Origin of the sequence: Burkholderia sp. R-40, from assembly GCF_049942845.1 — a bacterium.
GTDB lineage: Bacteria > Pseudomonadota > Gammaproteobacteria > Burkholderiales > Burkholderiaceae > Burkholderia > Burkholderia ambifaria.
In genome coordinates, this window is the sequence record NZ_CP187967.1 from 318,345 (window position 1) to 342,820 (window position 24,476).

Annotated in this window: 20 protein-coding genes and 4 tRNA genes; all 24 read left to right on the forward strand. The window is 61.2% G+C overall.

Annotated features, from left to right (window positions below; genetic code table 11):
- Positions 1-256: 256 nt before the first annotated feature.
- The 24 genes from ACP26O_RS01395 to rpsS all read left to right on the forward strand — a co-directional run bounded on the left by ACP26O_RS01395 (position 257) and on the right by rpsS (position 24,465).
- A tRNA-Tyr gene (locus tag ACP26O_RS01395) sits at positions 257-342 on the forward strand.
- A gap of 43 nt (positions 343-385) precedes the next feature.
- Positions 386-459 (forward strand) — tRNA-Gly (locus tag ACP26O_RS01400).
- Between the two features lie 25 nt (positions 460-484).
- Positions 485-559 (forward strand) — tRNA-Thr (locus ACP26O_RS01405).
- A 64-nt stretch (positions 560-623) separates the two neighbouring features.
- Entirely contained in the window at positions 624-1,814 is a 1,191-nt protein-coding gene (gene tuf, locus ACP26O_RS01410) for an elongation factor Tu (RefSeq protein ID WP_011350666.1), read from the forward strand.
- Positions 1,815-1,873: 59 nt separating this feature from the next.
- Positions 1,874-1,949 (forward strand) — tRNA-Trp (locus ACP26O_RS01415).
- Positions 1,950-1,992: 43 nt separating this feature from the next.
- Positions 1,993-2,373, forward strand: a complete 381-nt coding sequence (secE, locus tag ACP26O_RS01420; protein WP_006753590.1) for a preprotein translocase subunit SecE — start codon at positions 1,993-1,995, stop codon at positions 2,371-2,373.
- A 1-nt stretch (position 2,374) separates the two neighbouring features.
- The gene (nusG, locus tag ACP26O_RS01425) at positions 2,375-2,932 is read left to right on the forward strand and encodes a transcription termination/antitermination protein NusG (protein WP_006400672.1); all 558 of its coding nucleotides are present in this window, start codon (positions 2,375-2,377) and stop codon (positions 2,930-2,932) included.
- 140 nt (positions 2,933-3,072) lie between these two features.
- Complete coding sequence (rplK, locus tag ACP26O_RS01430) at positions 3,073-3,504, forward strand: 50S ribosomal protein L11 (RefSeq protein ID WP_006753591.1); 432 nt, start codon at positions 3,073-3,075, stop codon at positions 3,502-3,504.
- Positions 3,505-4,203 (forward strand): 50S ribosomal protein L1, encoded by a 699-nt coding sequence (rplA, locus tag ACP26O_RS01435; RefSeq protein ID WP_426356282.1) that lies wholly within the window; start codon positions 3,505-3,507, stop codon positions 4,201-4,203.
- A 308-nt stretch (positions 4,204-4,511) separates the two neighbouring features.
- Positions 4,512-5,009 (forward strand): 50S ribosomal protein L10, encoded by a 498-nt coding sequence (gene rplJ, locus ACP26O_RS01440; RefSeq protein ID WP_006753593.1) that lies wholly within the window; start codon positions 4,512-4,514, stop codon positions 5,007-5,009.
- Positions 5,010-5,072: 63 nt separating this feature from the next.
- Entirely contained in the window at positions 5,073-5,447 is a 375-nt protein-coding gene (gene rplL, locus ACP26O_RS01445; protein ID WP_006759674.1) for a 50S ribosomal protein L7/L12, read from the forward strand.
- A gap of 377 nt (positions 5,448-5,824) precedes the next feature.
- A complete protein-coding gene (gene rpoB / locus ACP26O_RS01450; protein WP_011655757.1) occupies positions 5,825-9,931 on the forward strand; it encodes a DNA-directed RNA polymerase subunit beta in 4,107 nt (1,368 codons plus the stop codon).
- Between the two features lie 21 nt (positions 9,932-9,952).
- On the forward strand, positions 9,953-14,194 hold the full coding sequence (rpoC, locus tag ACP26O_RS01455; RefSeq protein WP_006753596.1) for a DNA-directed RNA polymerase subunit beta': 4,242 nt from the start codon (positions 9,953-9,955) through the stop codon (positions 14,192-14,194).
- A gap of 244 nt (positions 14,195-14,438) precedes the next feature.
- The gene (gene recQ / locus ACP26O_RS01460; protein WP_175666038.1) at positions 14,439-16,286 is read left to right on the forward strand and encodes a DNA helicase RecQ; all 1,848 of its coding nucleotides are present in this window, start codon (positions 14,439-14,441) and stop codon (positions 16,284-16,286) included.
- 228 nt (positions 16,287-16,514) lie between these two features.
- The gene (gene rpsL / locus ACP26O_RS01465) at positions 16,515-16,895 is read left to right on the forward strand and encodes a 30S ribosomal protein S12 (protein WP_006400662.1); all 381 of its coding nucleotides are present in this window, start codon (positions 16,515-16,517) and stop codon (positions 16,893-16,895) included.
- 172 nt (positions 16,896-17,067) lie between these two features.
- Positions 17,068-17,538, forward strand: coding sequence for a 30S ribosomal protein S7 (gene rpsG, locus ACP26O_RS01470; RefSeq protein WP_006477195.1), 471 nt, complete (start codon positions 17,068-17,070; stop codon positions 17,536-17,538).
- A gap of 123 nt (positions 17,539-17,661) precedes the next feature.
- Positions 17,662-19,764, forward strand: a complete 2,103-nt coding sequence (fusA, locus tag ACP26O_RS01475; protein ID WP_006753598.1) for an elongation factor G — start codon at positions 17,662-17,664, stop codon at positions 19,762-19,764.
- Between the two features lie 39 nt (positions 19,765-19,803).
- Positions 19,804-20,994: an elongation factor Tu gene (tuf, locus tag ACP26O_RS01480; protein WP_011350666.1), complete on the forward strand. Its 1,191-nt coding sequence runs from the start codon at positions 19,804-19,806 to the stop codon at positions 20,992-20,994.
- A gap of 284 nt (positions 20,995-21,278) precedes the next feature.
- A complete protein-coding gene (rpsJ, locus tag ACP26O_RS01485; protein ID WP_004199280.1) occupies positions 21,279-21,590 on the forward strand; it encodes a 30S ribosomal protein S10 in 312 nt (103 codons plus the stop codon).
- Positions 21,591-21,767: 177 nt separating this feature from the next.
- On the forward strand, positions 21,768-22,418 hold the full coding sequence (gene rplC, locus ACP26O_RS01490; protein WP_006752926.1) for a 50S ribosomal protein L3: 651 nt from the start codon (positions 21,768-21,770) through the stop codon (positions 22,416-22,418).
- Positions 22,418-23,038 carry a 50S ribosomal protein L4 gene (rplD, locus tag ACP26O_RS01495; protein WP_006477192.1) on the forward strand — a complete coding sequence of 207 codons (621 nt, stop codon included), beginning with the start codon at positions 22,418-22,420 and terminating at the stop codon, positions 23,036-23,038. Before rplC ends, rplD begins: the two co-directional genes overlap by 1 nt.
- Positions 23,035-23,349 (forward strand): 50S ribosomal protein L23, encoded by a 315-nt coding sequence (gene rplW / locus ACP26O_RS01500; RefSeq protein ID WP_004199275.1) that lies wholly within the window; start codon positions 23,035-23,037, stop codon positions 23,347-23,349. The genes rplD and rplW overlap by 4 nt, the downstream gene beginning before the upstream one ends.
- Positions 23,350-23,351: 2 nt before the next feature.
- Complete coding sequence (gene rplB, locus ACP26O_RS01505) at positions 23,352-24,179, forward strand: 50S ribosomal protein L2 (RefSeq protein ID WP_006482900.1); 828 nt, start codon at positions 23,352-23,354, stop codon at positions 24,177-24,179.
- Positions 24,180-24,189: 10 nt separating this feature from the next.
- Positions 24,190-24,465 (forward strand): 30S ribosomal protein S19, encoded by a 276-nt coding sequence (gene rpsS, locus ACP26O_RS01510; protein ID WP_004199273.1) that lies wholly within the window; start codon positions 24,190-24,192, stop codon positions 24,463-24,465.
- The last annotated feature ends 11 nt before the right edge of the window (positions 24,466-24,476 follow it).

The following is a 24,476-nucleotide window of genomic DNA, read 5'->3' on the forward strand; positions in this document are numbered from 1 at the left end:
TTCATCTACCCGCTTGGCATTATGAGCGGGAGGCCGTATGATGGCGGTCTTTCGTTTTCAGCGAAGATGCAAATCGAAGCTGAAGGCGGAGTCTGACGAGGATGTGGGCGCCGTGTGGCGATCCTCTCGTGCTTGCCTTAGCCGGGCGAGCGTGGGTGTCGGGTGAGTCGCGCAGCGCGCTGGAAGAGAATGAAAATAATCTTCCGGATGTGCTTGACAAGAGTGCGATGCACCCCCATAATCGTCAGTTCTCTACGGAGGGGTGCCCGAGTGGCTAAAGGGGGCAGACTGTAAATCTGTTGGCTTACGCCTACGTTGGTTCGAATCCAACCTCCTCCACCAGAACATCAGCGCAAAGAGCGGTAGGGAATCGTTAGTGGCCCGTGCGGGTGTAGCTCAATGGTAGAGCAGAAGCCTTCCAAGCTTACGACGAGGGTTCGATTCCCTTCACCCGCTCCAGTTCGTGCAGTTGAAGCGTAATACCGCCCATGTGGCTCAGTGGTAGAGCACTCCCTTGGTAAGGGAGAGGTCGGCAGTTCGATCCTGCCCATGGGCACCAGCAGTTACAAGTCAGTGTCTGTTTGCGCGCGGCGCAACATGTGAATTCCTTTTGGGAGTCGAAAATGGCCAAGGGTAAATTTGAGCGGACCAAGCCGCACGTCAACGTTGGTACGATCGGTCACGTCGACCACGGCAAGACGACGCTGACGGCAGCGATCACGACGGTTCTGACGAAGAAGTTCGGCGGCGAAGCGAAGGCTTACGACCAGATCGACGCGGCACCGGAAGAAAAGGCGCGCGGCATCACGATCAACACGGCACACGTCGAGTACGAAACGGCTAACCGCCACTACGCACACGTCGACTGCCCGGGCCACGCTGACTATGTGAAGAACATGATCACGGGCGCAGCGCAGATGGACGGCGCGATCCTGGTTTGCTCGGCAGCAGACGGCCCGATGCCGCAAACGCGTGAGCACATCCTGCTGGCGCGTCAGGTTGGCGTTCCGTACATCATCGTGTTCCTGAACAAGTGCGACATGGTGGACGACGCTGAACTGCTCGAGCTGGTCGAGATGGAAGTTCGCGAACTCCTGTCGAAGTACGACTTCCCGGGCGACGACACGCCGATCGTGAAGGGTTCGGCAAAGCTGGCGCTGGAAGGCGACACGGGCGAGCTGGGTGAAGTGGCGATCATGAGCCTGGCAGACGCACTGGACACGTACATCCCGACGCCGGAGCGTGCAGTTGACGGCGCGTTCCTGATGCCGGTGGAAGACGTGTTCTCGATCTCGGGCCGCGGTACGGTGGTGACGGGTCGTGTCGAGCGCGGCATCGTGAAGGTCGGCGAAGAAATCGAAATCGTCGGTATCAAGCCGACGGTGAAGACGACCTGCACGGGCGTTGAAATGTTCCGCAAGCTGCTGGACCAAGGTCAAGCAGGCGACAACGTCGGTATCCTGCTGCGCGGCACGAAGCGTGAAGACGTTGAGCGTGGCCAGGTTCTGGCGAAGCCGGGTTCGATCACGCCGCACACGCACTTCACGGCTGAAGTGTACGTGCTGAGCAAGGACGAAGGCGGCCGTCACACGCCGTTCTTCAACAACTACCGTCCGCAGTTCTACTTCCGTACGACGGACGTGACGGGCTCGATCGAGCTGCCGAAGGACAAGGAAATGGTGATGCCGGGCGACAACGTGTCGATCACGGTGAAGCTGATCGCTCCGATCGCGATGGAAGAAGGTCTGCGCTTCGCAATCCGCGAAGGTGGCCGTACCGTCGGCGCCGGCGTCGTCGCCAAGATCATCGAGTAAGCCAGTTATTCGTTGATCGACAGTTTTGGGGCTGGCAGCAGCCGGCCCCAACATGGTTTAGGGGTATAGCTCAACTGGCAGAGCGTCGGTCTCCAAAACCGAAGGTTGGGGGTTCGATTCCCTCTGCCCCTGCCAAAAATCGCCACGTGGTCCCACGTGGCATTTGTTTTAAGGTGTTATGGCGAATCCATCCGTCGAAACTGTAAATACCTCCGGCGATAAGCTGATGCTGGCCCTGGGCGTATTGTTGGTCTTGGCCGGATTCGTGGGCTTCTTCTGGCTGGCCAACCAGCAGTGGTATGTCCGCGGTGCCGCATTGGCGGTAGGTATCATCGCCGGCGTGGCCGTCGGTCTGATGTCCGCGCCCGGCAAGGGCCTTATCGCGTTTGCCAAGGATTCGTACAAGGAAGTCCGCAAGGTCGTTTGGCCGACCCGCAAGGAAGCAACGCAAACCACGCTCGTCGTGTTCGGCTTCGTGCTCGTGATGGCGATTTTTCTCTGGTTGAGCGACAAATCGATCGAGTGGGTGATTTTCTCGGCGATTCTGGGATGGAAATGATATGAGCGATACTCCGGCATCCCCGAGCGGAAAGCGTTGGTACGTCGTGCACGCCTACTCCGGCATGGAGAAGAGCGTGCAGCGCGCGCTTCAAGAGCGCATCGAACGTGCTGGCATGCAGGACAAATTCGGCCAGATCCTGGTTCCGACCGAAGAAGTGGTCGAAGTCAAAGGCGGCCACAAGGCAGTGACCGAGCGTCGTTTCTTCCCCGGCTACGTGCTGGTGGAAATGGAAATGACGGACGAAACGTGGCACCTCGTGAAGAATACGGCGAAGGTCACCGGTTTCGTCGGCGGTGCGCGTAACCGCCCGACTCCGATTTCCCCCAAGGAAGTCGAAAAGATCATGTCGCAGATGCAGGAAGGCGTCGAGAAGCCGCGCCCGAAGACCCTGTTCGAAGTTGGCGAGATGGTGCGTGTCAAGGAAGGCCCGTTCACGGACTTCAACGGCACGGTCGAAGAAGTCAACTACGAAAAATCGCGCGTGCGTGTGTCGGTCACCATCTTTGGCCGCTCCACCCCGGTCGAACTCGAGTTCGGTCAGGTCGAAAAAGTTTGATCCCGATTCGGTGGGCAGCCTTGGCTGCCCACCTTCGCGCTTACGGCCCGCGTTATGGCCGTTGAGGAGCGTCAGTAGCCAGCGGCGAACGCGCGTTATCACTCACCGAACGCCGCCTGGCGTTCCAACGAGGTTTACAAATGGCAAAGAAGATTGTCGGCTTTATCAAGCTGCAGATTCCTGCAGGTAAAGCCAACCCGTCGCCGCCGGTCGGTCCGGCATTGGGCCAGCGCGGCCTGAACATCATGGAGTTCTGCAAGGCGTTCAACGCGCAGACTCAAGGTATGGAGCCGGGTCTGCCGGTGCCGGTGGTCATCACGGCATTCGCTGACAAGAGCTTCACGTTCGTGATGAAGACGCCGCCGGCGACCGTCCTGATCAAGAAGGCGGCGAAGGTGGACAAGGGCTCGAGCAAGCCGCACACCGACAAGGTCGGTTCGATCACGCGCGCTCAGGCCGAAGAAATCGCGAAGACCAAGATGCCGGATCTTACGGCAGCTGATCTGGACGCAGCCGTTCGCACCATCGCTGGTAGCGCACGCTCGATGGGCATCACTGTGGAGGGCGTGTAAATGGCTAAGATCTCCAAGCGCCGTCAGGCATTTGCCGCCAAGGTCGACCGTCAGAAGCTGTACGCGATCGAAGACGCACTGGCACTCGTGAAGGAATGCGCGAGCGCGAAGTTCGACGAATCGATCGACGTCGCAGTCCAGCTCGGCATCGATGCGAAGAAGTCGGACCAGGTCGTTCGTGGTTCGGTCGTTCTGCCGGCAGGTACGGGCAAGTCGGTTCGCGTTGCCGTGTTCGCGCAAGGCGAGAAGGCCGAGCAAGCACGTGCAGCTGGCGCGGAAATCGTCGGTATGGAAGACCTGGCTGAGGAGATCAAGGCTGGCCAGATGGACTTCGACATCGTGATCGCTTCGCCGGACACGATGCGTATCGTCGGTACGCTCGGTCAGATCCTCGGCCCGCGCGGCCTGATGCCGAACCCGAAGGTCGGCACGGTCACGCCGGACGTCGCGACGGCAGTCAAGAACGCGAAGGCTGGTCAGGTGCAATTCCGTGTCGACAAGGCCGGTATCATCCACGCGACCATCGGCCGTGCATCGTTCGAAGCTGCAGCACTGCGCTCGAACCTGTCGGCACTGATCGAAGCGCTGCAGAAGGCGAAGCCGGCAACGAGCAAGGGTGTCTACCTGCGCAAGGTCGCTCTGTCGAGCACGATGGGCGTTGGCCTGCGTGTCGACCAGGCTACGCTGGCAGCACAGTAAGCAAGTATTCGGGCCGCTTCGTTCGCGAGGCGGCCTACATGGGCTTTGGGCGGTTGTTCGTGCAGTAGGGCGGGCAACCGGTTATCAAAGACCGTTGGTGGGGCGCAGCAGGCAGGCGATCCCTTAATTCAAGCCAACGCAGATGGCGAACCCGAAAAAGTTTTGCAGTGGTGAAGCCGCAGGTCGTGAAGCGATTCACGGCGTGAGGTGGAAATACTCCTAACGAGGTCGGACGCCGTTGTTGAACGAGGTGCGTGAGGTTTCGGCCATGCCGGCCGCACCGAACGTATCGTTTCTGGAGGCTAACCGTGCCGCTTAATAGAGAAGACAAGCAAGCCGTCGTCGCTGAGGTTGCCGCGCAAGTCGCGAAGGCCCAGACCGTTGTGCTGGCTGAGTATCGTGGAATTGCGGTTGGCGATCTGACCAAGCTGCGCGCGCAAGCGCGTGAGAAGCAGGTGTACCTGCGCGTGTTGAAGAACACGCTGGCGCGTCGCGCTGTTGAAGGTACGCCGTTTGCTCCGCTGGCAGAGCAGATGACTGGTCCGTTGATCTACGGCATCTCTGAAGATGCAATTGCCGCTGCTAAGGTCGTCAACGACTTCAGCAAGGGCAATGACAAGTTGGTCATCAAGGCTGGTTCGTTCGATGGCAAGGTGATGGACAAGGCTGGCGTGCAAGCGCTGGCAAGCATCCCGAGCCGTGAAGAACTGCTCTCGAAGCTGCTGTTCGTTATGCAATCGCCTGTTTCGGGCTTCGCGCGTGCTCTCGCCGCGCTGGCCGAGAAGAAGCAAGCAGAAGCTGCGTAAGCGAACATGCATCAGCGTCACTGATCGCTGGCTGTATCCGAATTCAATTTAGGAGTATTTCAAATGGCAATCGCAAAAGAAGACATCCTGGCAGCAGTCGAAGGGATGACCGTTCTGGAACTGAACGAACTGGTCAAGGCGTTCGAAGAGAAGTTTGGCGTGTCGGCAGCTGCAGTGGCAGTCGCTGGCCCGGCAGGCGGCGGCGCTGCTGCTGCTGCAGAAGAGAAGACCGAATTCACGGTCGTCCTGACTGAAGCAGGCAGCAACAAGGTTGCAGTCATCAAGGCAGTTCGCGAACTGACGGGCCTGGGCCTGAAGGAAGCGAAGGACGTCGTTGACGGCGCACCGAAGGCTGTCAAGGAAGGCGTCGACAAGGCTGCTGCTGACGAAGCCAAGAAGAAGCTGGAAGACGCGGGCGCGAAGGTCGAAGTCAAGTAAGTTTCGACGCGCTGTGCGAAGGCTGGCGGTATTTTCACCGCCGGCCTTTTTGTGCTTTGTGGGGACGTTATTCTGGCACTCTTTTGGGAGCCCGAATAATTGGCCCCAGAAGCCAAAGAAAACCGCCGAATCGTTGTCAATGGTCACGATTGGCGTTTCTCTTTGTCTTCTGAAGCGACTGCAGAAGGCAAGTTTGGTCGGGTAGCGGGCAACACAGGCATCCGCTGCCGTCAGCCAGCGGTTGGTAGCGGCCAACCACCAAGCTTCTCGGCTCGTTCAAGCCATCGGGCGGCCATCGGGTCTCAGTCGGTGAACACTCGGGTTAGAAACGTCCAGGTATCCCGCCTCGACAGCACCCGCCGTGATTCGGAGATCGTATGCAATATTCCTTCACCGAGAAGAAGCGCATTCGCAAGAGTTTCGCGAAGCGCCCCATCGTTCACCAAGTTCCGTTCTTGCTGGCCACCCAGCTTGAATCATTCAGCACGTTTCTGCAAGCCGATGTGCCGGGCACGCAACGCAAGCCTGAAGGTTTGCAGGCCGCCTTCACATCGGTATTTCCCATTGTTTCGCACAACGGTTTCGCGCGCCTCGAGTTCGTGAGCTATGCGCTGTCCTCGCCGGCATTCAACATCAAGGAATGCCAGCAGCGGGGCCTGACGTACTGCTCCGCGCTGCGCGCGAAGGTCCGCCTCGTCATCCTCGACAAGGAATCGCCGAACAAGCCGGTCGTCAAGGAAGTGAAGGAGCAGGAAGTGTACATGGGCGAAATTCCGCTCATGACGCCGACGGGCTCGTTCGTCATCAACGGCACCGAGCGTGTCATCGTCTCGCAGCTGCACCGTTCGCCGGGCGTGTTCTTCGAACACGACAAGGGCAAGACGCACAGCTCGGGCAAGCTGCTGTTCTCGGCACGGATCATTCCGTACCGCGGCTCGTGGCTCGACTTCGAATTCGATCCGAAGGACATCCTGTACTTCCGCGTCGACCGTCGCCGCAAGATGCCGGTCACGATCCTGCTGAAGGCCATCGGCCTCACGCCGGAACAGATCCTCGCGAACTTCTTCGTGTTCGACAACTTCACGCTGATGGACGAAGGCGCGCAACTCGAGTTCGTGCCCGAGCGCCTGCGTGGTGAAGTCGCGCGCTTCGACATCACGGATCGCGACGGCAAGGTCATCGTCCAGAAGGACAAGCGGATCAACGCGAAGCACATTCGCGACCTCGAAGCCGCGAAGACCAAGTTCATCTCGGTGCCGGAAGACTATCTGCTCGGCCGCGTGCTGGCGAAGAACGTCGTCGACGGCGACACCGGCGAAGTGATCGCGAGCGCGAACGACGAAGTGACGGAAAGCGTGCTCGAGAAGCTGCGCGAAGCGGGCATCAAGGAAATCCAGACGCTCTACACGAACGATCTGGACCAGGGTCCGTACATCTCGTCGACGCTGCGTGTCGACGAAACGACCGACAAGACGGCCGCGCGCATTGCGATCTACCGCATGATGCGCCCGGGCGAGCCGCCGACCGAAGAAGCGGTCGAGGCGCTGTTCAACCGTCTGTTCTACAGCGAAGAAGCGTACGACCTGTCGAAGGTCGGCCGCATGAAGTTCAACCGCCGCGTCGGCCGTGACGAGATCACCGGCCCGATGACGCTGCAGGACGACGACATCCTCGCGACGATCAAGATCCTCGTCGAGCTGCGCAACGGCAAGGGCGAAGTGGACGACATCGACCACCTCGGCAACCGCCGCGTGCGTTGTGTCGGCGAACTGGCCGAAAACCAGTTCCGCGCGGGTCTCGTGCGTGTCGAGCGCGCGGTCAAGGAACGCCTCGGCCAGGCCGAAAGCGAAAACCTGATGCCGCACGACCTGATCAACTCGAAGCCGATTTCGTCGGCGATTCGCGAGTTCTTCGGTTCGTCGCAGCTGTCGCAGTTCATGGACCAGACCAACCCGCTGTCGGAAATCACGCACAAGCGCCGTGTTTCCGCACTGGGCCCGGGCGGTCTGACGCGCGAACGCGCAGGCTTCGAAGTTCGTGACGTGCACCCGACCCACTATGGCCGCGTGTGCCCGATCGAAACGCCGGAAGGTCCGAACATCGGCCTGATCAACTCGCTCGCACTGTACGCGCACTTGAACGAGTATGGCTTCCTCGAGACGCCGTACCGCAAGGTCGTGGACAGCAAGGTGACCGACCAGATCGATTACCTGTCGGCGATCGAGGAAGGCCGCTACATGATCGCTCAGGCGAACGCCGCGATCGACGAGAACGGCCAGCTGGTCGACGAACTCGTGTCGTCGCGTGAAGCCGGCGAAACGATGATGGTCACGCCGGACCGTATCCAGTACATGGACGTCGCGCCGTCGCAGATCGTGTCGGTTGCAGCCTCGCTGATCCCGTTCCTCGAGCACGACGATGCGAACCGTGCACTGATGGGTTCGAACATGCAGCGTCAGGCCGTGCCGTGTCTGCGTCCGGAGAAGCCGGTCGTCGGTACGGGCATCGAGCGTACCTGCGCGGTCGACTCGGGCACGACGGTTCAGGCGTTCCGCGGCGGCGTCGTCGACTATGTCGACGCAGGCCGTATCGTGATTCGCGTGAACGACGACGAAGCGGTCGCAGGTGAAGTCGGTGTCGACATCTACAACCTGATCAAGTACACGCGTTCGAACCAGAACACGAACATCAACCAGCGTCCGATCGTGAAGATGGGCGACAAGGTCTCGCGCGGCGACGTGCTGGCCGACGGCGCCTCGACGGACCTGGGCGAGCTCGCGCTCGGCCAGAACATGCTGATCGCGTTCATGCCGTGGAACGGCTACAACTTCGAGGATTCGATCCTGATCTCGGAGAAGGTGGTCGCCGACGATCGCTACACGTCGATCCACATCGAAGAGCTGAACGTCGTTGCACGCGACACGAAGCTCGGGCCGGAAGAAATCACGCGCGACATCTCGAACCTGGCGGAAGTCCAGCTCGGCCGTCTCGACGAATCGGGCATCGTGTACATCGGTGCGGAAGTCGAAGCGGGCGACGTGCTGGTCGGCAAGGTCACGCCGAAGGGCGAGACCCAGCTGACGCCGGAAGAGAAGCTGCTGCGCGCGATCTTCGGCGAGAAGGCATCGGACGTGAAGGACACGTCGCTGCGCGTGCCGTCGGGCATGAGCGGCACCGTGATCGACGTCCAGGTGTTCACGCGTGAAGGCATCCAGCGCGACAAGCGTGCGCAACAGATCATCGACGACGAACTGAAGCGCTACCGTCTCGACCTGAACGACCAGCTGCGCATCGTGGAAGGCGACGCGTTCCAGCGTCTCGCGCGCATGCTCGTGGGCAAGGTCGCGAACGGCGGCCCGAAGAAGCTCGCGAAGGGCACGAAGATCGACCAGGCTTACCTGGAAGACCTCGACCACTACCACTGGTTCGACATCCGCCTGGCGGACGACGAAGCAGCGGCGCAGCTCGAAGCGATCAAGAACTCGATCGAGGAAAAGCGTCACCAGTTCGACCTCGCGTTCGAAGAGAAGCGCAAGAAGCTCACGCAAGGCGACGAACTGCCGCCGGGCGTGCTGAAGATGGTCAAGGTGTACCTCGCGGTGAAGCGCCGTCTGCAGCCTGGCGACAAGATGGCAGGCCGTCACGGTAACAAGGGTGTCGTGTCGAAGATCGTCCCGATCGAAGACATGCCGTACATGGCCGACGGCCGTCCGGCCGACGTCGTGCTGAACCCGCTCGGCGTGCCGTCGCGGATGAACGTGGGTCAGGTTCTGGAAGTGCACCTCGGCTGGGCCGCGAAGGGCCTCGGCTGGCGTATCGGCGAAATGCTGCAGCGTCAGGCGAAGATCGAGGAAATGCGTTCGTTCCTGACGAAGATCTACAACGACTCGGGTCGCAAGGAAGATCTGGAAAGCTTCACCGACGACGAGATCCTCGAACTCGCGAAGAACCTGCGCGAAGGCGTGCCGTTCGCGACGCCGGTGTTCGACGGTGCGACCGAGGAAGAAATGGGCAAGATGCTCGACCTCGCGTTCCCGGACGACATCGCCGAACAGCTCGGCATGAACCCGTCGAAGAACCAGGTCCGTCTGTACGACGGCCGCACGGGTGAAATGTTCGAACGTCGCGTGACGCTTGGCTACATGCACTACCTGAAGCTGCACCACTTGGTCGACGACAAGATGCACGCGCGTTCGACCGGCCCGTACTCGCTCGTCACGCAGCAGCCGCTGGGTGGTAAGGCGCAGTTCGGTGGCCAGCGTTTCGGTGAAATGGAAGTGTGGGCACTCGAAGCGTACGGCGCGTCCTACGTGCTGCAGGAAATGCTGACGGTGAAGTCGGACGACGTGAACGGCCGGACCAAGGTCTATGAGAACCTGGTCAAGGGCGATCATGTCATCGATGCAGGCATGCCGGAATCCTTCAACGTGCTCGTGAAGGAAATCCGCTCGCTCGGTATCGATATCGATCTCGACCGCAATTAATCGGACTACGGAGAGAAGGCAATGAAAGCTCTGCTCGATCTATTCAAGCAAGTCCAACAGGAAGAAGTTTTCGACGCGATCAAGATCGGTCTGGCCTCGCCGGACAAGATCCGTTCGTGGTCGTTCGGCGAAGTGAAGAAGCCGGAGACCATCAACTACCGCACGTTCAAGCCGGAACGCGATGGTCTGTTCTGCGCGAAGATCTTCGGGCCGATCAAGGACTACGAGTGCCTGTGCGGCAAGTACAAGCGTCTGAAGCACCGCGGCGTGATCTGCGAGAAGTGCGGCGTCGAAGTGACGCTGGCGAAGGTGCGTCGCGAACGCATGGGCCACATCGAGCTGGCCTCGCCGGTCGCGCACATCTGGTTCCTGAAGTCGCTGCCGTCGCGTCTGGGCATGGTGCTCGACATGACGCTGCGCGACATCGAGCGCGTGCTGTATTTCGAAGCGTACGTGGTGATCGAACCGGGCATGACGCCGCTGAAGGCGCGGCAGATCATGACCGAAGAGGATTACTACAACAAGGTCGAGGAATACGGCGACGAATTCCGTGCCGAGATGGGCGCGGAAGGCGTGCGTGAACTGCTGCGCGCGATCAACATCGACGAGCAGGTCGAGACGCTGCGCACCGAGCTGAAGAACACCGGCTCGGAAGCGAAGATCAAGAAGTACGCGAAGCGCCTGAAGGTCCTCGAGGCATTCCAGCGCTCGGGCATCAAGCCCGAGTGGATGATCCTCGAAGTGCTGCCGGTGCTGCCGCCGGAACTGCGTCCGCTCGTGCCGCTGGACGGCGGCCGTTTCGCGACGTCGGACCTGAACGACCTGTATCGCCGCGTGATCAACCGTAACAACCGGTTGAAGCGTCTGCTCGAGCTGAAGGCGCCTGAAATCATCGTCCGCAACGAAAAGCGGATGCTGCAGGAAGCCGTCGACTCGCTGCTCGACAACGGTCGTCGCGGCAAGGCGATGACGGGCGCGAACAAGCGTCCGCTGAAGTCGCTCGCCGACATGATCAAGGGTAAGGGCGGCCGTTTCCGTCAGAACCTGCTGGGCAAGCGCGTCGACTACTCGGGCCGTTCGGTCATCGTGGTCGGCCCGACGCTGAAGCTGCACCAGTGCGGTCTGCCGAAGCTGATGGCGCTCGAACTGTTCAAGCCGTTCATCTTCAACAAGCTGGAAGTGATGGGCGTCGCGACGACCATCAAGGCTGCGAAGAAGGAAGTCGAGAACCAGACGCCGGTGGTGTGGGACATCCTCGAAGAGGTGATCCGCGAGCACCCGGTGATGCTGAACCGTGCGCCGACGCTGCACCGTCTCGGTATCCAGGCGTTCGAACCCGTGCTGATCGAAGGCAAGGCGATTCAGCTGCACCCGCTCGTCTGCGCGGCGTTCAACGCCGACTTCGACGGTGACCAGATGGCCGTTCACGTGCCGCTGTCGCTCGAAGCGCAGATGGAAGCGCGTACGCTGATGCTGGCGTCGAACAACGTGCTGTTCCCGGCCAACGGCGATCCGTCGATCGTGCCGTCGCAGGATATCGTGCTGGGTCTGTACTACGCGACCCGCGAAGCGATCAACGCGAAGGGCGAAGGCCTGTCGTTCACCGGCGTGTCGGAAGTGATCCGCGCGTACGAGAACAAGGAAGTCGAGCTGGCGTCGCGCGTCAACGTGCGGATCACCGAAATGGTTCGCAACGAGGACACGTCCGAAGGCGCGCCGCAATTCGTGCCGAAGATCTCGCTGTACGCGACGACCGTCGGTCGCGCGATCCTGTCGGAGATCCTGCCGCACGGCCTGCCGTTCTCGGTGCTGAACAAGCCGCTGAAGAAGAAGGAAATCTCGCGCCTGATCAACACCGCATTCCGCAAGTGCGGTCTGCGTGCGACGGTCGTGTTCGCCGACCAGCTGATGCAGTCGGGTTTCCGTCTCGCGACGCGTGCCGGCATTTCGATCTGCGTGGACGACATGCTCGTGCCGCCGCAGAAGGAAACGATCGTCGGCGACGCCGCGAAGAAGGTGAAGGAGTACGACCGCCAGTACATGTCGGGTCTCGTCACCGCGCAGGAACGCTACAACAACGTGGTCGACATCTGGTCGGCAACGTCGGAAGCGGTCGGCAAGGCGATGATGGAGCAGCTGTCGACGGAGCCGGTGACGGACCGCGACGGCAACGAGACGCGCCAGGAGTCGTTCAACTCGATCTACATGATGGCCGACTCGGGCGCCCGGGGTTCGGCGGTGCAGATTCGTCAGCTGGCCGGTATGCGAGGCCTGATGGCGAAGCCGGACGGCTCGATTATCGAGACGCCGATTACCGCGAACTTCCGCGAAGGCCTGAACGTGTTGCAGTACTTCATCTCGACCCACGGTGCACGTAAGGGTCTGGCTGATACGGCACTGAAGACCGCGAACTCGGGTTACCTGACGCGTCGTCTCGTCGACGTCACGCAGGATCTGGTGGTGGTCGAGGACGATTGCGGCACGTCGAACGGCGTGGCGATGAAGGCGCTGGTCGAAGGCGGTGAAGTCGTCGAGGCACTGCGCGACCGTATCCTCGGCCGCGTCGCGGTCGCGGACGTCGTGAACCCGGAAACGCAGGAAACGCTGTACGAATCGGGCACGCTGCTCGACGAAACGGCGGTCGAGGAAATCGAACGCCTCGGCATCGACGAAGTGCGCGTGCGCACGCCGCTGACCTGCGAAACGCGTTACGGTCTGTGCGCGGCCTGCTACGGCCGTGACCTCGGCCGCGGCTCGCTCGTGAACGTCGGCGAAGCAGTCGGCGTGATCGCGGCACAGTCGATCGGTGAACCGGGCACGCAGCTGACGATGCGTACGTTCCACATCGGTGGTGCGGCATCGCGTGCGGCAGTGGCGTCGTCGGTCGAAGCGAAGAGCAACGGTATCGTGCGCTTCACGGCCACGATGCGTTACGTCACCAACGCGAAGGGCGAGCAGATCGTCATTTCGCGTTCGGGCGAGGCGCTGATCACCGACGATATCGGCCGCGAGCGCGAACGTCACAAAATCCCGTACGGCGCGACGCTGCTGCAGCTCGACGGCGCGGCGATCAAGGCCGGCACGCAGCTGGCGACGTGGGATCCGATGACGCGTCCGATCATCACCGAGTACGGTGGTACGGTGAAGTTCGAGAACGTCGAGGAAGGCGTGACCGTCGCGAAGCAGATCGACGACGTGACCGGCCTGTCGACGCTGGTCGTGATCGACGTGAAGCGTCGTGGTTCGCAAGCTTCGAAGAGCGTGCGTCCGCAGGTGAAGCTGCTCGACGCGAACGGCGAGGAAGTGAAGATCCCGGGCACGGAACACGCGGTGCAGATCGGCTTCCAGGTCGGCGCACTGATCACCGTGAAGGACGGCCAGCAAGTGCAGGTGGGTGAAGTGCTTGCACGTATCCCGACCGAAGCGCAGAAGACGCGTGACATTACCGGCGGTCTGCCGCGGGTGGCGGAACTGTTCGAAGCGCGTTCGCCGAAGGATGCCGGCATTCTCGCGGAAGTCACCGGTACGACGTCGTTCGGTAAGGACACGAAGGGCAAGCAGCGTCTCGTCATCACGGACCTCGAAGGCAATCAGCACGAGTTCCTGATCGCGAAGGAAAAGCAGGTGCTGGTCCACGATGCTCAGGTCGTCAACAAGGGCGAAATGATCGTGGACGGCCCGGCCGATCCGCACGACATCCTGCGTCTGCAGGGTATCGAGGCGCTGTCGCGCTACATCGTCGACGAAGTGCAGGACGTGTATCGTCTGCAGGGCGTGAAGATCAACGACAAGCACATCGAGGTGATCGTTCGCCAGATGCTGCGTCGTGTGCAGATCACCGACAACGGTGATACGCGCTTCATCCCGGGCGAACAGGTCGAGCGTTCCGACATGCTGGACGAGAACGATCGCATGATCGCCGAGGACAAGCGCCCGGCTTCGTACGACAACGTGCTCCTCGGTATCACGAAGGCGTCGCTGTCGACCGACTCGTTCATCTCGGCGGCATCGTTCCAGGAAACGACCCGCGTGCTGACCGAAGCGGCGATCATGGGCAAGCGCGACGATCTGCGCGGTCTGAAGGAAAACGTGATCGTCGGCCGTCTGATCCCGGCCGGTACGGGTCTCGCGTTCCACAAGGCGCGCAAGGCGAAGGAGATGTCCGACCGCGAGCGTTTCGACCAGATCGCTGCGGAAGAGGCATTCGACTTCGGTACGCCGAGCACGCCGGCGGAAGAGCCGCAACACCCGGCAGCCGAGTAAGCAGCATGGGCGGCGCGAGCCGCCTTACGTTGCCGTATTCGCTGTCATCGAAGCCGCCCGGTCCGCCGGGCGGTTTTTTTTATCCGTCGTTCACGTTCATGACGGGCTTGCCGCACGGTTGCGCAGGCCCGTCATGCGCGCGCACGAACCCTGTCCGATGGGCCAACGTTTCACGATTCGCCGTGCGCTGCGCGAGCGGGTTGTTAAAATTGCGGTCATCGTTCCGCCGTCCTCCTTCTCATTCATGTCCCGCGCCCTCGAAATCCTCGACGAAGTCTTTGGTTATTCCGCATTTCGCGGCCAGCAGGGCGAAATCGTCGAACACGTCGCCGGCGGCGGCGATTGCCTCGTGCTGATGCCGACCGGCGGCGGCAAGTCGCTGTGCTACCAGATCCCGGCGCTGCTGCGCCGCGAGGCGGGGCAGGGCGCGGGCATCGTCGTGTCGCCGCTGATCGCGCTGATGCAGGACCAGGTCGCCGCGCTCAGCGAAGTCGGCGTGCGCGCGGCGTATCTGAATTCGACGCTGTCGGGCGCCGAAGCCGCGGCCACCGAGCGCGCGCTGCGCGAAGGCGAGATCGATCTGCTGTACGTGGCGCCCGAGCGGCTGATGACGGGGCGCTTCCTCGAGCTGCTCGAACGCGCGAGGATCGGTCTGTTCGCGATCGACGAGGCGCACTGCGTGTCGCAGTGGGGTCACGACTTCCGTCCCGAATACATTCAGCTGTCGGTGTTGCACGAGCGCTTCCCGTCGGTGCCGCGTATCGCGCTGACGGCCACCGCCGACGCGATCACGCGCGACGAGATCATCCATCGCCTCGCGCTCGACGATGCGCGCGTGTTCGTGTCGAGCTTCGATCGCCCGAACATCCGGTACCGGATCGTCGAGAAGGACAACGCGCGCGCGCAGCTGCTCGACTTCATCCGCGCGGAGCATACGAACGCAGACGGCACGACCGACGCGGGCGTCGTCTACTGCCTGTCGCGCCGCAAGGTCGAGGAAACGGCCGAATGGCTGAAGGCGCAGGGCGTGCGGGCGCTGCCGTATCACGCGGGGATGGAGTTCGAGGTGCGGCAGAAGCACCAGGAAATGTTCCAGCGCGAGGAAGGCGTCGTGATGTGCGCGACCATTGCGTTCGGCATGGGCATCGACAAGCCGGACGTGCGCTTCGTCGCTCACCTCGATTTGCCGAAGAGCGTCGAAGGCTACTACCAGGAAACGGGCCGTGCGGGCCGCGACGGGATGCCGGCGAACGCGTGGATGGCGTATGGCCTCGGCGACGTCGTCCAGCAGCGCAAGATGATCGACGAGTCTGATGCGGACGACGCGCACAAGCGCGTCCAGACGTCGAAGCTCGACGCGCTGCTCGGGCTGTGCGAGACGATCTCGTGCCGACGCGTGCGATTGCTGAACTACTTCGGCGAGGCGAGCCAGCCGTGCGGCAACTGCGACACCTGCCTCGAGCCGCCCGATTCGTGGGATGCGACGCGCGAGGCGCAGATGGCGCTGTCGTGCGTGTTCCGCGCGCAGCGCGCGAGCGGCTTCAATTTCGGCTCGAGCCATCTGATCGAGATCCTGCGCGGCGGCCGCACGGAGAAGGTGCTGCAGCGCGGTCATGACCAGCTCAGTACGTTCGGGATCGGCGCGTCGCTGTCCGAGCCAGAGTGGCGCGCGATTTTCCGGCAGCTCGTCGCGTACGGCTATCTCGCGGTCGACCATGGCGGATTCGGCGCGCTCATGCTGACCGAGGCCGCGAAGCCGGTGCTGAAGAACGAGGAGAAGGTCACGCTGCGCCGCTACGTGAAGCCGCAGCGCACGCGCCAGTCGTCCAGCCGCAGCGGCACGCGGGTCGACCCGACGGCGGGCATGGGCGCGCGCGAGCGGGCCCGCTGGGATGCGTTGCGTGCGTGGCGCGCGGAAACCGCGAAGTCCGACGGCGTGCCGGCCTACGTGATCTTCCATGACGCCACGCTCGCCGAGATCGCGCGCAATGCGCCCGAGACGATCGAGGACCTGCGCCATATCCCCGGCATGGGCGTGCGCAAGCTCGAACGCTTCGGCGACGAGATCATCGACGTCGTCGAATCGGCATGACACAGGTGTTCCGACCCTTCCGGTAAACCGGCCGCGCGGCCGGCAAATCACGCAAGCCGTTGACTTAGTTGGTATTTCCGGAATATGATGTTGGGTTCCGGTAATCGGCAGGCCGCGTCGCGTTCCAACGTTCGTGTCCAACTCGCCGGTGTCGGAAGTCAACTGTGCGTCGATTCTCGCTTTGCCCGAAATCGATGTGCAGATTTTGTTCAATTTCAGGAATAAACAATGCCAACCATCAACCAACTGGTTCGCAAAGGCCGTCAGTCGGAAACGACGAAGAGCAAGAGCCCGGCCCTGCAGGACTGCCCCCAGCGTCGCGGCGTGTGCACCCGTGTGTACACGACGACGCCGAAGAAGCCGAACTCGGCACTCCGTAAGGTCGCCAAGGTTCGTCTGACGAACGGCTTCGAAGTGATTTCGTACATCGGCGGTGAAGGCCACAACCTGCAGGAACACTCGGTTGTGCTGATCCGCGGCGGCCGTGTGAAGGACTTGCCGGGTGTGCGTTACCACATGGTTCGCGGCTCGCTGGATACCCAGGGCGTCAAGGACCGTAAGCAAGCGCGCTCGAAGTACGGCGCGAAGCGTGCAAAGGCTGCCAAGTAAGCAGTTTTTGATCAGGGATCGCCCAAGGGCGGTCAAGGCGGGAGTGCCGGATTGCCGGTGCTGTCGAGTAAGTGGTCACCCGGCCAAGCTGGTTAGTCGTGAAGATGTGATCGGGTTTGTTGGTGGCCGCGGAGCTGGATACAGCTCCAACTGAACAGGTAAAGGAAGAATCATGCCGCGTCGTCGCGAAGTCCCCAAGCGGGAAGTGTTGCCGGATCCGAAGTTCGGCAACGTTGATGTAGCCAAGTTCATGAACATGCTGATGCTGTCCGGCAAGAAGTCGGTCGCAGAGCGCATCGTTTATGGCGCATTCGAACAAATCCAGACCAAGGGTGGCAAGGACCCGCTGGAAGTGTTCACGGTTGCGCTCAACAACGTGAAGCCGGTGGTCGAAGTGAAGAGCCGCCGCGTTGGTGGTGCCAACTATCAGGTTCCGGTCGAAGTGCGCCCGTCGCGTCGTATGGCATTGGCGATGCGCTGGCTGCGCGAGGCTGCGAAGAAGCGCAGCGAGAAGTCGATGGCTCTGCGCCTGGCAGGTGAACTCTCCGAAGCGGCCGAAGGCCGTGGCGGCGCGATGAAGAAGCGCGACGAAGTTCACCGCATGGCAGAAGCCAACCGCGCGTTCTCGCATTTCCGTTTCTAAGCGCCTGTCAGGGCTGTTAGCGGAAATAAATTCCGGGCGGGTGCGCTTTTCAGGCGCCTCGCCCGTTTGTGTTGAAGCATGATGCAGCAGGGCTGCATCATGTCATCCCAGTAGAGGATCAAAGTGGCTCGCAAGACTCCTATCGAGCGCTACCGTAATATCGGTATTAGCGCTCACATCGACGCCGGCAAAACGACGACGACCGAGCGCATTCTGTTTTACACCGGTGTGAACCACAAGATCGGTGAAGTCCACGACGGCGCAGCCACGATGGACTGGATGGAGCAGGAACAGGAGCGTGGCATCACGATCACGTCCGCTGCTACCACGGCCTTCTGGAAGGGCATGGGCGGCAACTATCCGGAACACCGCATCAACATCATCGACACCCCGGGCCACGTCGACTTCACGATCGAAGTGGAGCGCTCGATGCGCGTGCTCGACGGCGCGTGCATGGTGTACTGCGCAGTGGGCGGCGTGCAGCCGCAGTCGGAAACGGTGTGGCGCCAGGCCAACAAGTACAAGGTTCCCCGTCTCGCGTTCGTCAACAAGATGGACCGTACCGGCGCGAACTTCTTCAAGGTCTACGACCAGCTCCGTCTGCGCCTGAAGGCGAACCCGGTTCCGGTCGTGGTGCCGATCGGCTCGGAAGAAAACTTCAAGGGCGTGGTCGACCTGATCAAGATGAAGGCGATCATTTGGGACGAAGCGTCCCAAGGCACGAAGTTCGACTACGTCGACATCCCGGCAGAGCTCGCCGAGACCTGCAAGGAATGGCGCGAAAAGATGGTCGAAGTGGCTGCTGAAGCCAACGAAGACCTGATGAACAAGTACCTGGAAGAAGGCGATCTGCCGGAAGCCGACATCGTCAAGGCGCTGCGCGACCGTACGATCGCGTGCGAAATCCAGCCGATGCTGTGCGGTACCGCGTTCAAGAACAAGGGCGTGCAGCGTATGCTCGACGCCGTGATCGACTTCCTGCCGTCGCCGGTCGACATCCCGCCGGTCAAGGGCGAGCTGGAAAACGGCGAAGCAGCGGAGCGCAAGGCGTCGGACGACGAGAAGTTCTCGTCGCTCGCGTTCAAGATCATGACCGACCCGTTCGTCGGCCAGCTGATCTTCTTCCGTGTGTACTCGGGCGTCGTCAATTCGGGCGACACGCTGCTGAACTCGACCAAGGGCAAGAAGGAACGCCTCGGCCGTATTCTGCAGATGCACGCGAACCAGCGTGAAGAAATCAAGGAAGTCCGTGCGGGCGACATCGCCGCTGCAGTCGGCCTGAAGGAAGCGACCACGGGCGACACGCTGTGCGATCCGGCAAACCCGATCGTTCTCGAGCGCATGGTGTTCCCGGAGCCGGTGATTTCGCAGGCTGTCGAGCCGAAGACCAAGGCTGACCAGGAAAAGATGGGCCTCGCGCTGAACCGCCTGGCGCAGGAAGACCCGTCGTTCCGCGTGCAGACCGACGAAGAGTCGGGCCAGACCATCATTTCGGGCATGGGCGAGCTCCACCTCGAAATTCTGGTCGACCGGATGAAGCGTGAATTCGGCGTGGAAGCGACCGTCGGCAAGCCGCAGGTTGCATACCGCGAAACGATCCGTTCGACGGCGAAGGACGTCGACGGCAAGTTCGTCAAGCAGTCGGGTGGTCGCGGCCAGTACGGTCACGCGGTCATCACGCTCGAGCCGAACGAACAGGGCAAGGGCTACGAGTTCTTCGACGAGATCAAGGGTGGTGTGATTCCGCGTGAATACATCCCGGCGGTCGACAAGGGTATCCAGGACACGCTGAAGTCGGGCGTGCTGGCTGGCTTCCCGGTCGTCGACGTGAAGGTTCACCTGACGTTCGGTTCGTACCACGACGTTGACTCGAACGAAAATGCGTTCCGCATGGCCGGTTCGATGGCGTTCAAGGAAGCGATGCGCAAGGCGAACCCGGTCGTCCTCGAGCCGATGATGGCTGTCGAAGTCGAGACGCCGGAAGACTACATGGGCAACGTCATGGGCGACCTGTCGGGTCGTCGCGGCATCGTCCAGGGCATGGAAGACATGGTTGGCGGCGGCAAGATCGTTCGCGCCGAAGTGCCGCTGTCGGAAATGTTCGGTTACTCGACGTCGCTGCGTTCGCTGACGCAAGGTCGTGCAACGTACACGATGGAGTTCAAGCACTACGCCGAAGCTCCGCGCAACGTTGCTGAAGCGATCATCAGCGCGAAGTCGAAGTAATTCGTTATCACAATCGATTATTTTTGAAAGAAGAGAATCATGGCAAAAGGTAAATTCGAGCGGACCAAGCCGCACGTGAACGTTGGTACGATCGGTCACGTCGACCACGGCAAGACGACGCTGACGGCAGCGATCACGACGGTTCTGACGAAGAAGTTCGGCGGCGAAGCGAAGGCTTACGACCAGATCGACGCGGCACCGGAAGAAAAGGCGCGCGGCATCACGATCAACACGGCACACGTCGAGTACGAAACGGCTAACCGCCACTACGCACACGTCGACTGCCCGGGCCACGCTGACTATGTGAAGAACATGATCACGGGCGCAGCGCAGATGGACGGCGCGATCCTGGTTTGCTCGGCAGCAGACGGCCCGATGCCGCAAACGCGTGAGCACATCCTGCTGGCGCGTCAGGTTGGCGTTCCGTACATCATCGTGTTCCTGAACAAGTGCGACATGGTGGACGACGCTGAACTGCTCGAGCTGGTCGAGATGGAAGTTCGCGAACTCCTGTCGAAGTACGACTTCCCGGGCGACGACACGCCGATCGTGAAGGGTTCGGCAAAGCTGGCGCTGGAAGGCGACACGGGCGAGCTGGGCGAAGTGGCGATCATGAGCCTGGCAGACGCACTGGACACGTACATCCCGACGCCGGAGCGTGCAGTTGACGGCGCGTTCCTGATGCCGGTGGAAGACGTGTTCTCGATCTCGGGCCGCGGTACGGTGGTGACGGGTCGTGTCGAGCGCGGCATCGTGAAGGTCGGCGAAGAAATCGAAATCGTCGGTATCAAGCCGACGGTGAAGACGACCTGCACGGGCGTTGAAATGTTCCGCAAGCTGCTGGACCAAGGTCAGGCAGGCGACAACGTCGGTATCCTGCTGCGCGGCACGAAGCGTGAAGACGTGGAGCGTGGCCAGGTTCTGGCGAAGCCGGGTTCGATCACGCCGCACACGCACTTCACGGCTGAAGTGTACGTGCTGAGCAAGGACGAAGGCGGCCGTCACACGCCGTTCTTCAACAACTACCGTCCGCAGTTCTACTTCCGTACGACGGACGTGACGGGCTCGATCGAGCTGCCGAAGGACAAGGAAATGGTGATGCCGGGCGACAACGTGTCGATCACGGTGAAGCTGATCGCTCCGATCGCGATGGAAGAAGGTCTGCGCTTCGCAATCCGCGAAGGTGGCCGTACCGTCGGCGCCGGCGTCGTCGCCAAGATCATCGAGTAATATCGACGATCCGCGGATCCCTCCGGGGTCCGCGATTCCACGGTAGGCAGTTGTACCGTCGAAACCGGGTGTCCAGTCTGATCTGGCACCCGGTTTTGTCTTTGTGGCGTGCGTCGCGGTATTGACAAACGCCCACCACCGCTGCGAATTTTCGTGTAGAATCGCGGGCTTAGCAGTGGAAGTACCGTTCGGGACGTGTCGCCTCGCTCCCCGCAGGCAACAGGTTTCGCGTTCTTTTAGTGTCCGGCGATGCAACATCGCCTCGCTCTTTTCAAGGAATCGTCATGCAGCAACAGAAAATCCGCATTCGCCTGAAGGCTTTCGACTACCGTTTGATCGATCAATCGGCTGCCGAGATCGTCGATACCGCGAAGCGGACTGGTGCAATCGTCCGTGGCCCGGTGCCGCTGCCGACGCGCATCCAGCGTTTTGACATCCTGCGTTCGCCGCACGTCAACAAGACGTCGCGCGATCAGCTCGAAATCCGTACCCACCAGCGCCTGATGGACATCGTCGATCCGACCGACAAGACGGTTGACGCGCTGATGAAGCTCGATCTGCCGGCTGGTGTCGACGTGGAAATCAAGCTGCAGTAAGGCTTTCAGCGCCAACCGGCTTGTCGGGTGGCGCTAAGTCTTTGATTGCTTGCGGAAATCGTGAAGTCGGGCTATAATGCTTGGCTTTTCGCGTATTCGCATAAAAAAGTTGGGCCTTGCGTGCCCGGCATTTTGTAAATCAGCCCCGACCAATCGCAGTCGGGAATGGAGAAAATGATGAGCCTTGGACTCGTAGGTCGCAAGGTTGGCATGACCCGTATCTTCACGGCTGAAGGGGATTCGATTCCCGTCACCGTGCTGGACGTGTCGGACAACCGCGTGACGCAGATCAAGACTGTTGAAACCGACGGCTACACGGCCGTGCAGGTTGCATTCGGCTCCCGCCGCGCATCGCGCGTGACGAAGCCGCTGGCAGGTCATCTCGCCAAAGCCGGTGTCGAAGCCGGTGAAATCCTCAAGGAATTCCGCATTGACGCGGCCAAGGCAGCTGAGCTGTCGAATGGCGCCGTTGTCGGTGCCGATCTTTTCGAAGTAGGCCAGAAGGTCGACGTGCAGGGCGTGTCGATCGGTAAGGGCTACGCCGGTACGATCAAGCGTTACAACTTCTCCTCCGGCCGTGCCACGCACGGTAACTCGCGCTCGCACAACGTGCCGGGCTCGATCGGTATGGCGCAGGATCCGGGTCGTGTTTTCCCGGGTAAGCGCATGACGGGTCACCTCGGTGACGTTACGGTGACGGTGCAGAACCTCGAAATCGCTCGTATCGACGCAGAGCGCAAGCTGCTGCTCGTCAAGGGCGCGATTCCGGGCGCGAAGGGCGGCAAGGTTTTCGTGACGCCGGCCGTCAAGACCAAGGGGGCGAAATAATGGAACTCAAGCTCCTGAACGAAAATGGTCAGGAAGGTGCAGTGGTCAACGCGTCGGACGTCGTGTTCGGTCGTGACTACAACGAAGCGCTGATCCACCAGGTCGTCGTCGCGTACCAGGCGAATGCTCGCCAGGGTAACCGCGCACAGAAGGACCGTGAGCAAGTCAAGCACACCACCAAGAAGCCGTGGCGTCAGAAGGGTACGGGCCGCGCTCGTGCCGGTATGTCGTCGAGCCCGTTGTGGCGTGGCGGTGGTCGCATCTTCCCGAACTCGCCGGAAGAAAACTTCTCGCACAAGGTCAACAAGAAGATGCATCGCGCAGGTCTCTGCTCGATCTTCTCGCAGCTGGCCCGTGAAGGCCGTCTGTCGGTCGTCGAGGACATCATCCTCGAAGCGCCGAAGACCAAGCTGCTGGCTGACAAATTCAAGACCATGGGTCTCGACTCCGTGCTGATCATTACGGATACGGTCGACGAGAACCTGTACCTGGCTTCGCGCAACCTGCCGCACGTGGCGATTGTCGAGCCGCGCTACGCTGACCCGCTGTCGCTGATCTACTTCAAGAAAGTGCTGGTCACGAAGGCTGCGGTCGCCCAGATCGAGGAGTTGCTGTCATGAGCGAGATTCGCAAAAACGATCATCGTTTGATGCAGGTCCTGCTCGCACCGGTGATCTCGGAAAAGGCGACGCTGGTTGCCGACAAGAACGAGCAAGTCGTGTTCGAAGTCGCACCGGATGCCACGAAGCAGGAAGTGAAGGCGGCTGTCGAGCTGCTGTTCAAGGTTGAAGTTGATTCGGTCAACGTGCTGGTCCAGAAGGGCAAGCAAAAGCGTTTCGGCCGTTCGATGGGTCGCCGCAAGGACGTGAAGAAGGCGTACGTTTGCCTGAAGCCCGGCCAGGAAATCAACTTTGAAGCGGAGGCCAAGTAATCATGGCAATCGTGAAAGTTAAACCGACTTCGCCGGGTCGCCGCGCGATGGTCAAGGTGGTCAACAAGAATCTGCACCAGGGCAAGCCGTTCGCGGCACTGCTCGACTCGCAGAGCTCGACCGCCGGCCGTAACAACAACGGCCGTATCACCACGCGTCACAAGGGTGGTGGTCACAAGCAGCACTATCGTATCGTCGATTTCCGTCGCACGAAGGATGGCATCCCGGCAAAGGTCGAGCGTCTCGAGTACGACCCGAACCGTAGCGCGAACATCGCGCTGGTGCTCTACGCAGACGGCGAGCGTCGCTACATCATCGCCCCGAAGGGCCTGACCGTCGGCCAACAGCTGATGTCGGGTTCGGAAGCGCCGATCCGTGCAGGCAACACGCTGCCGATCCGCAACATTCCGGTCGGTACGACGATCCACTGCATCGAGATGCTGCCGGGCAAGGGCGCGCAAATGGCGCGTTCGGCTGGCACGTCGGCCATGCTGCTGGCACGCGAAGGCGTCTACGCGCAGGTTCGTCTGCGTTCGGGCGAAATCCGCCGCGTGCACATCGAGTGCCGTGCAACGATCGGTGAAGTCGGCAACGAAGAGCATAGCCTGCGCCAGATCGGCAAGGCTGGCGCGAACCGCTGGCGCGGTATCCGCCCGACGGTGCGTGGCGTTGCGATGAACCCGGTTGATCACCCGCACGGTGGTGGTGAGGGCAAGACGGCTGCAGGTCGCGACCCGGTGAGCCCGTGGGGTACGCCGGCTAAGGGTTATCGCACCCGCAGCAACAAGCGCACGACGACGATGATCGTTCAGCGCCGTCACAAGCGTTAAGGAGTAGGCAATGGCACGTTCTGTAAAAAAAGGTCCGTTCTGCGACGCCCATTTGCTGAAGAAAGTTGAGGCGGCTGCAGCTTCGCGCGACAAAAAGCCGATCAAGACCTGGTCGCGTCGCTCGACGATTCTGCCGGATTTCATCGGCCTGACGATCGCTGTTCACAACGGCCGTCAACACGTTCCGGTGTACATCTCGGAAAACATGGTCGGCCACAAGCTTGGCGAGTTCGCACTGACCCGTACGTTCAAGGGTCACGCGGCCGACAAGAAGGCCAAGAAATAAGGGGCAATCAA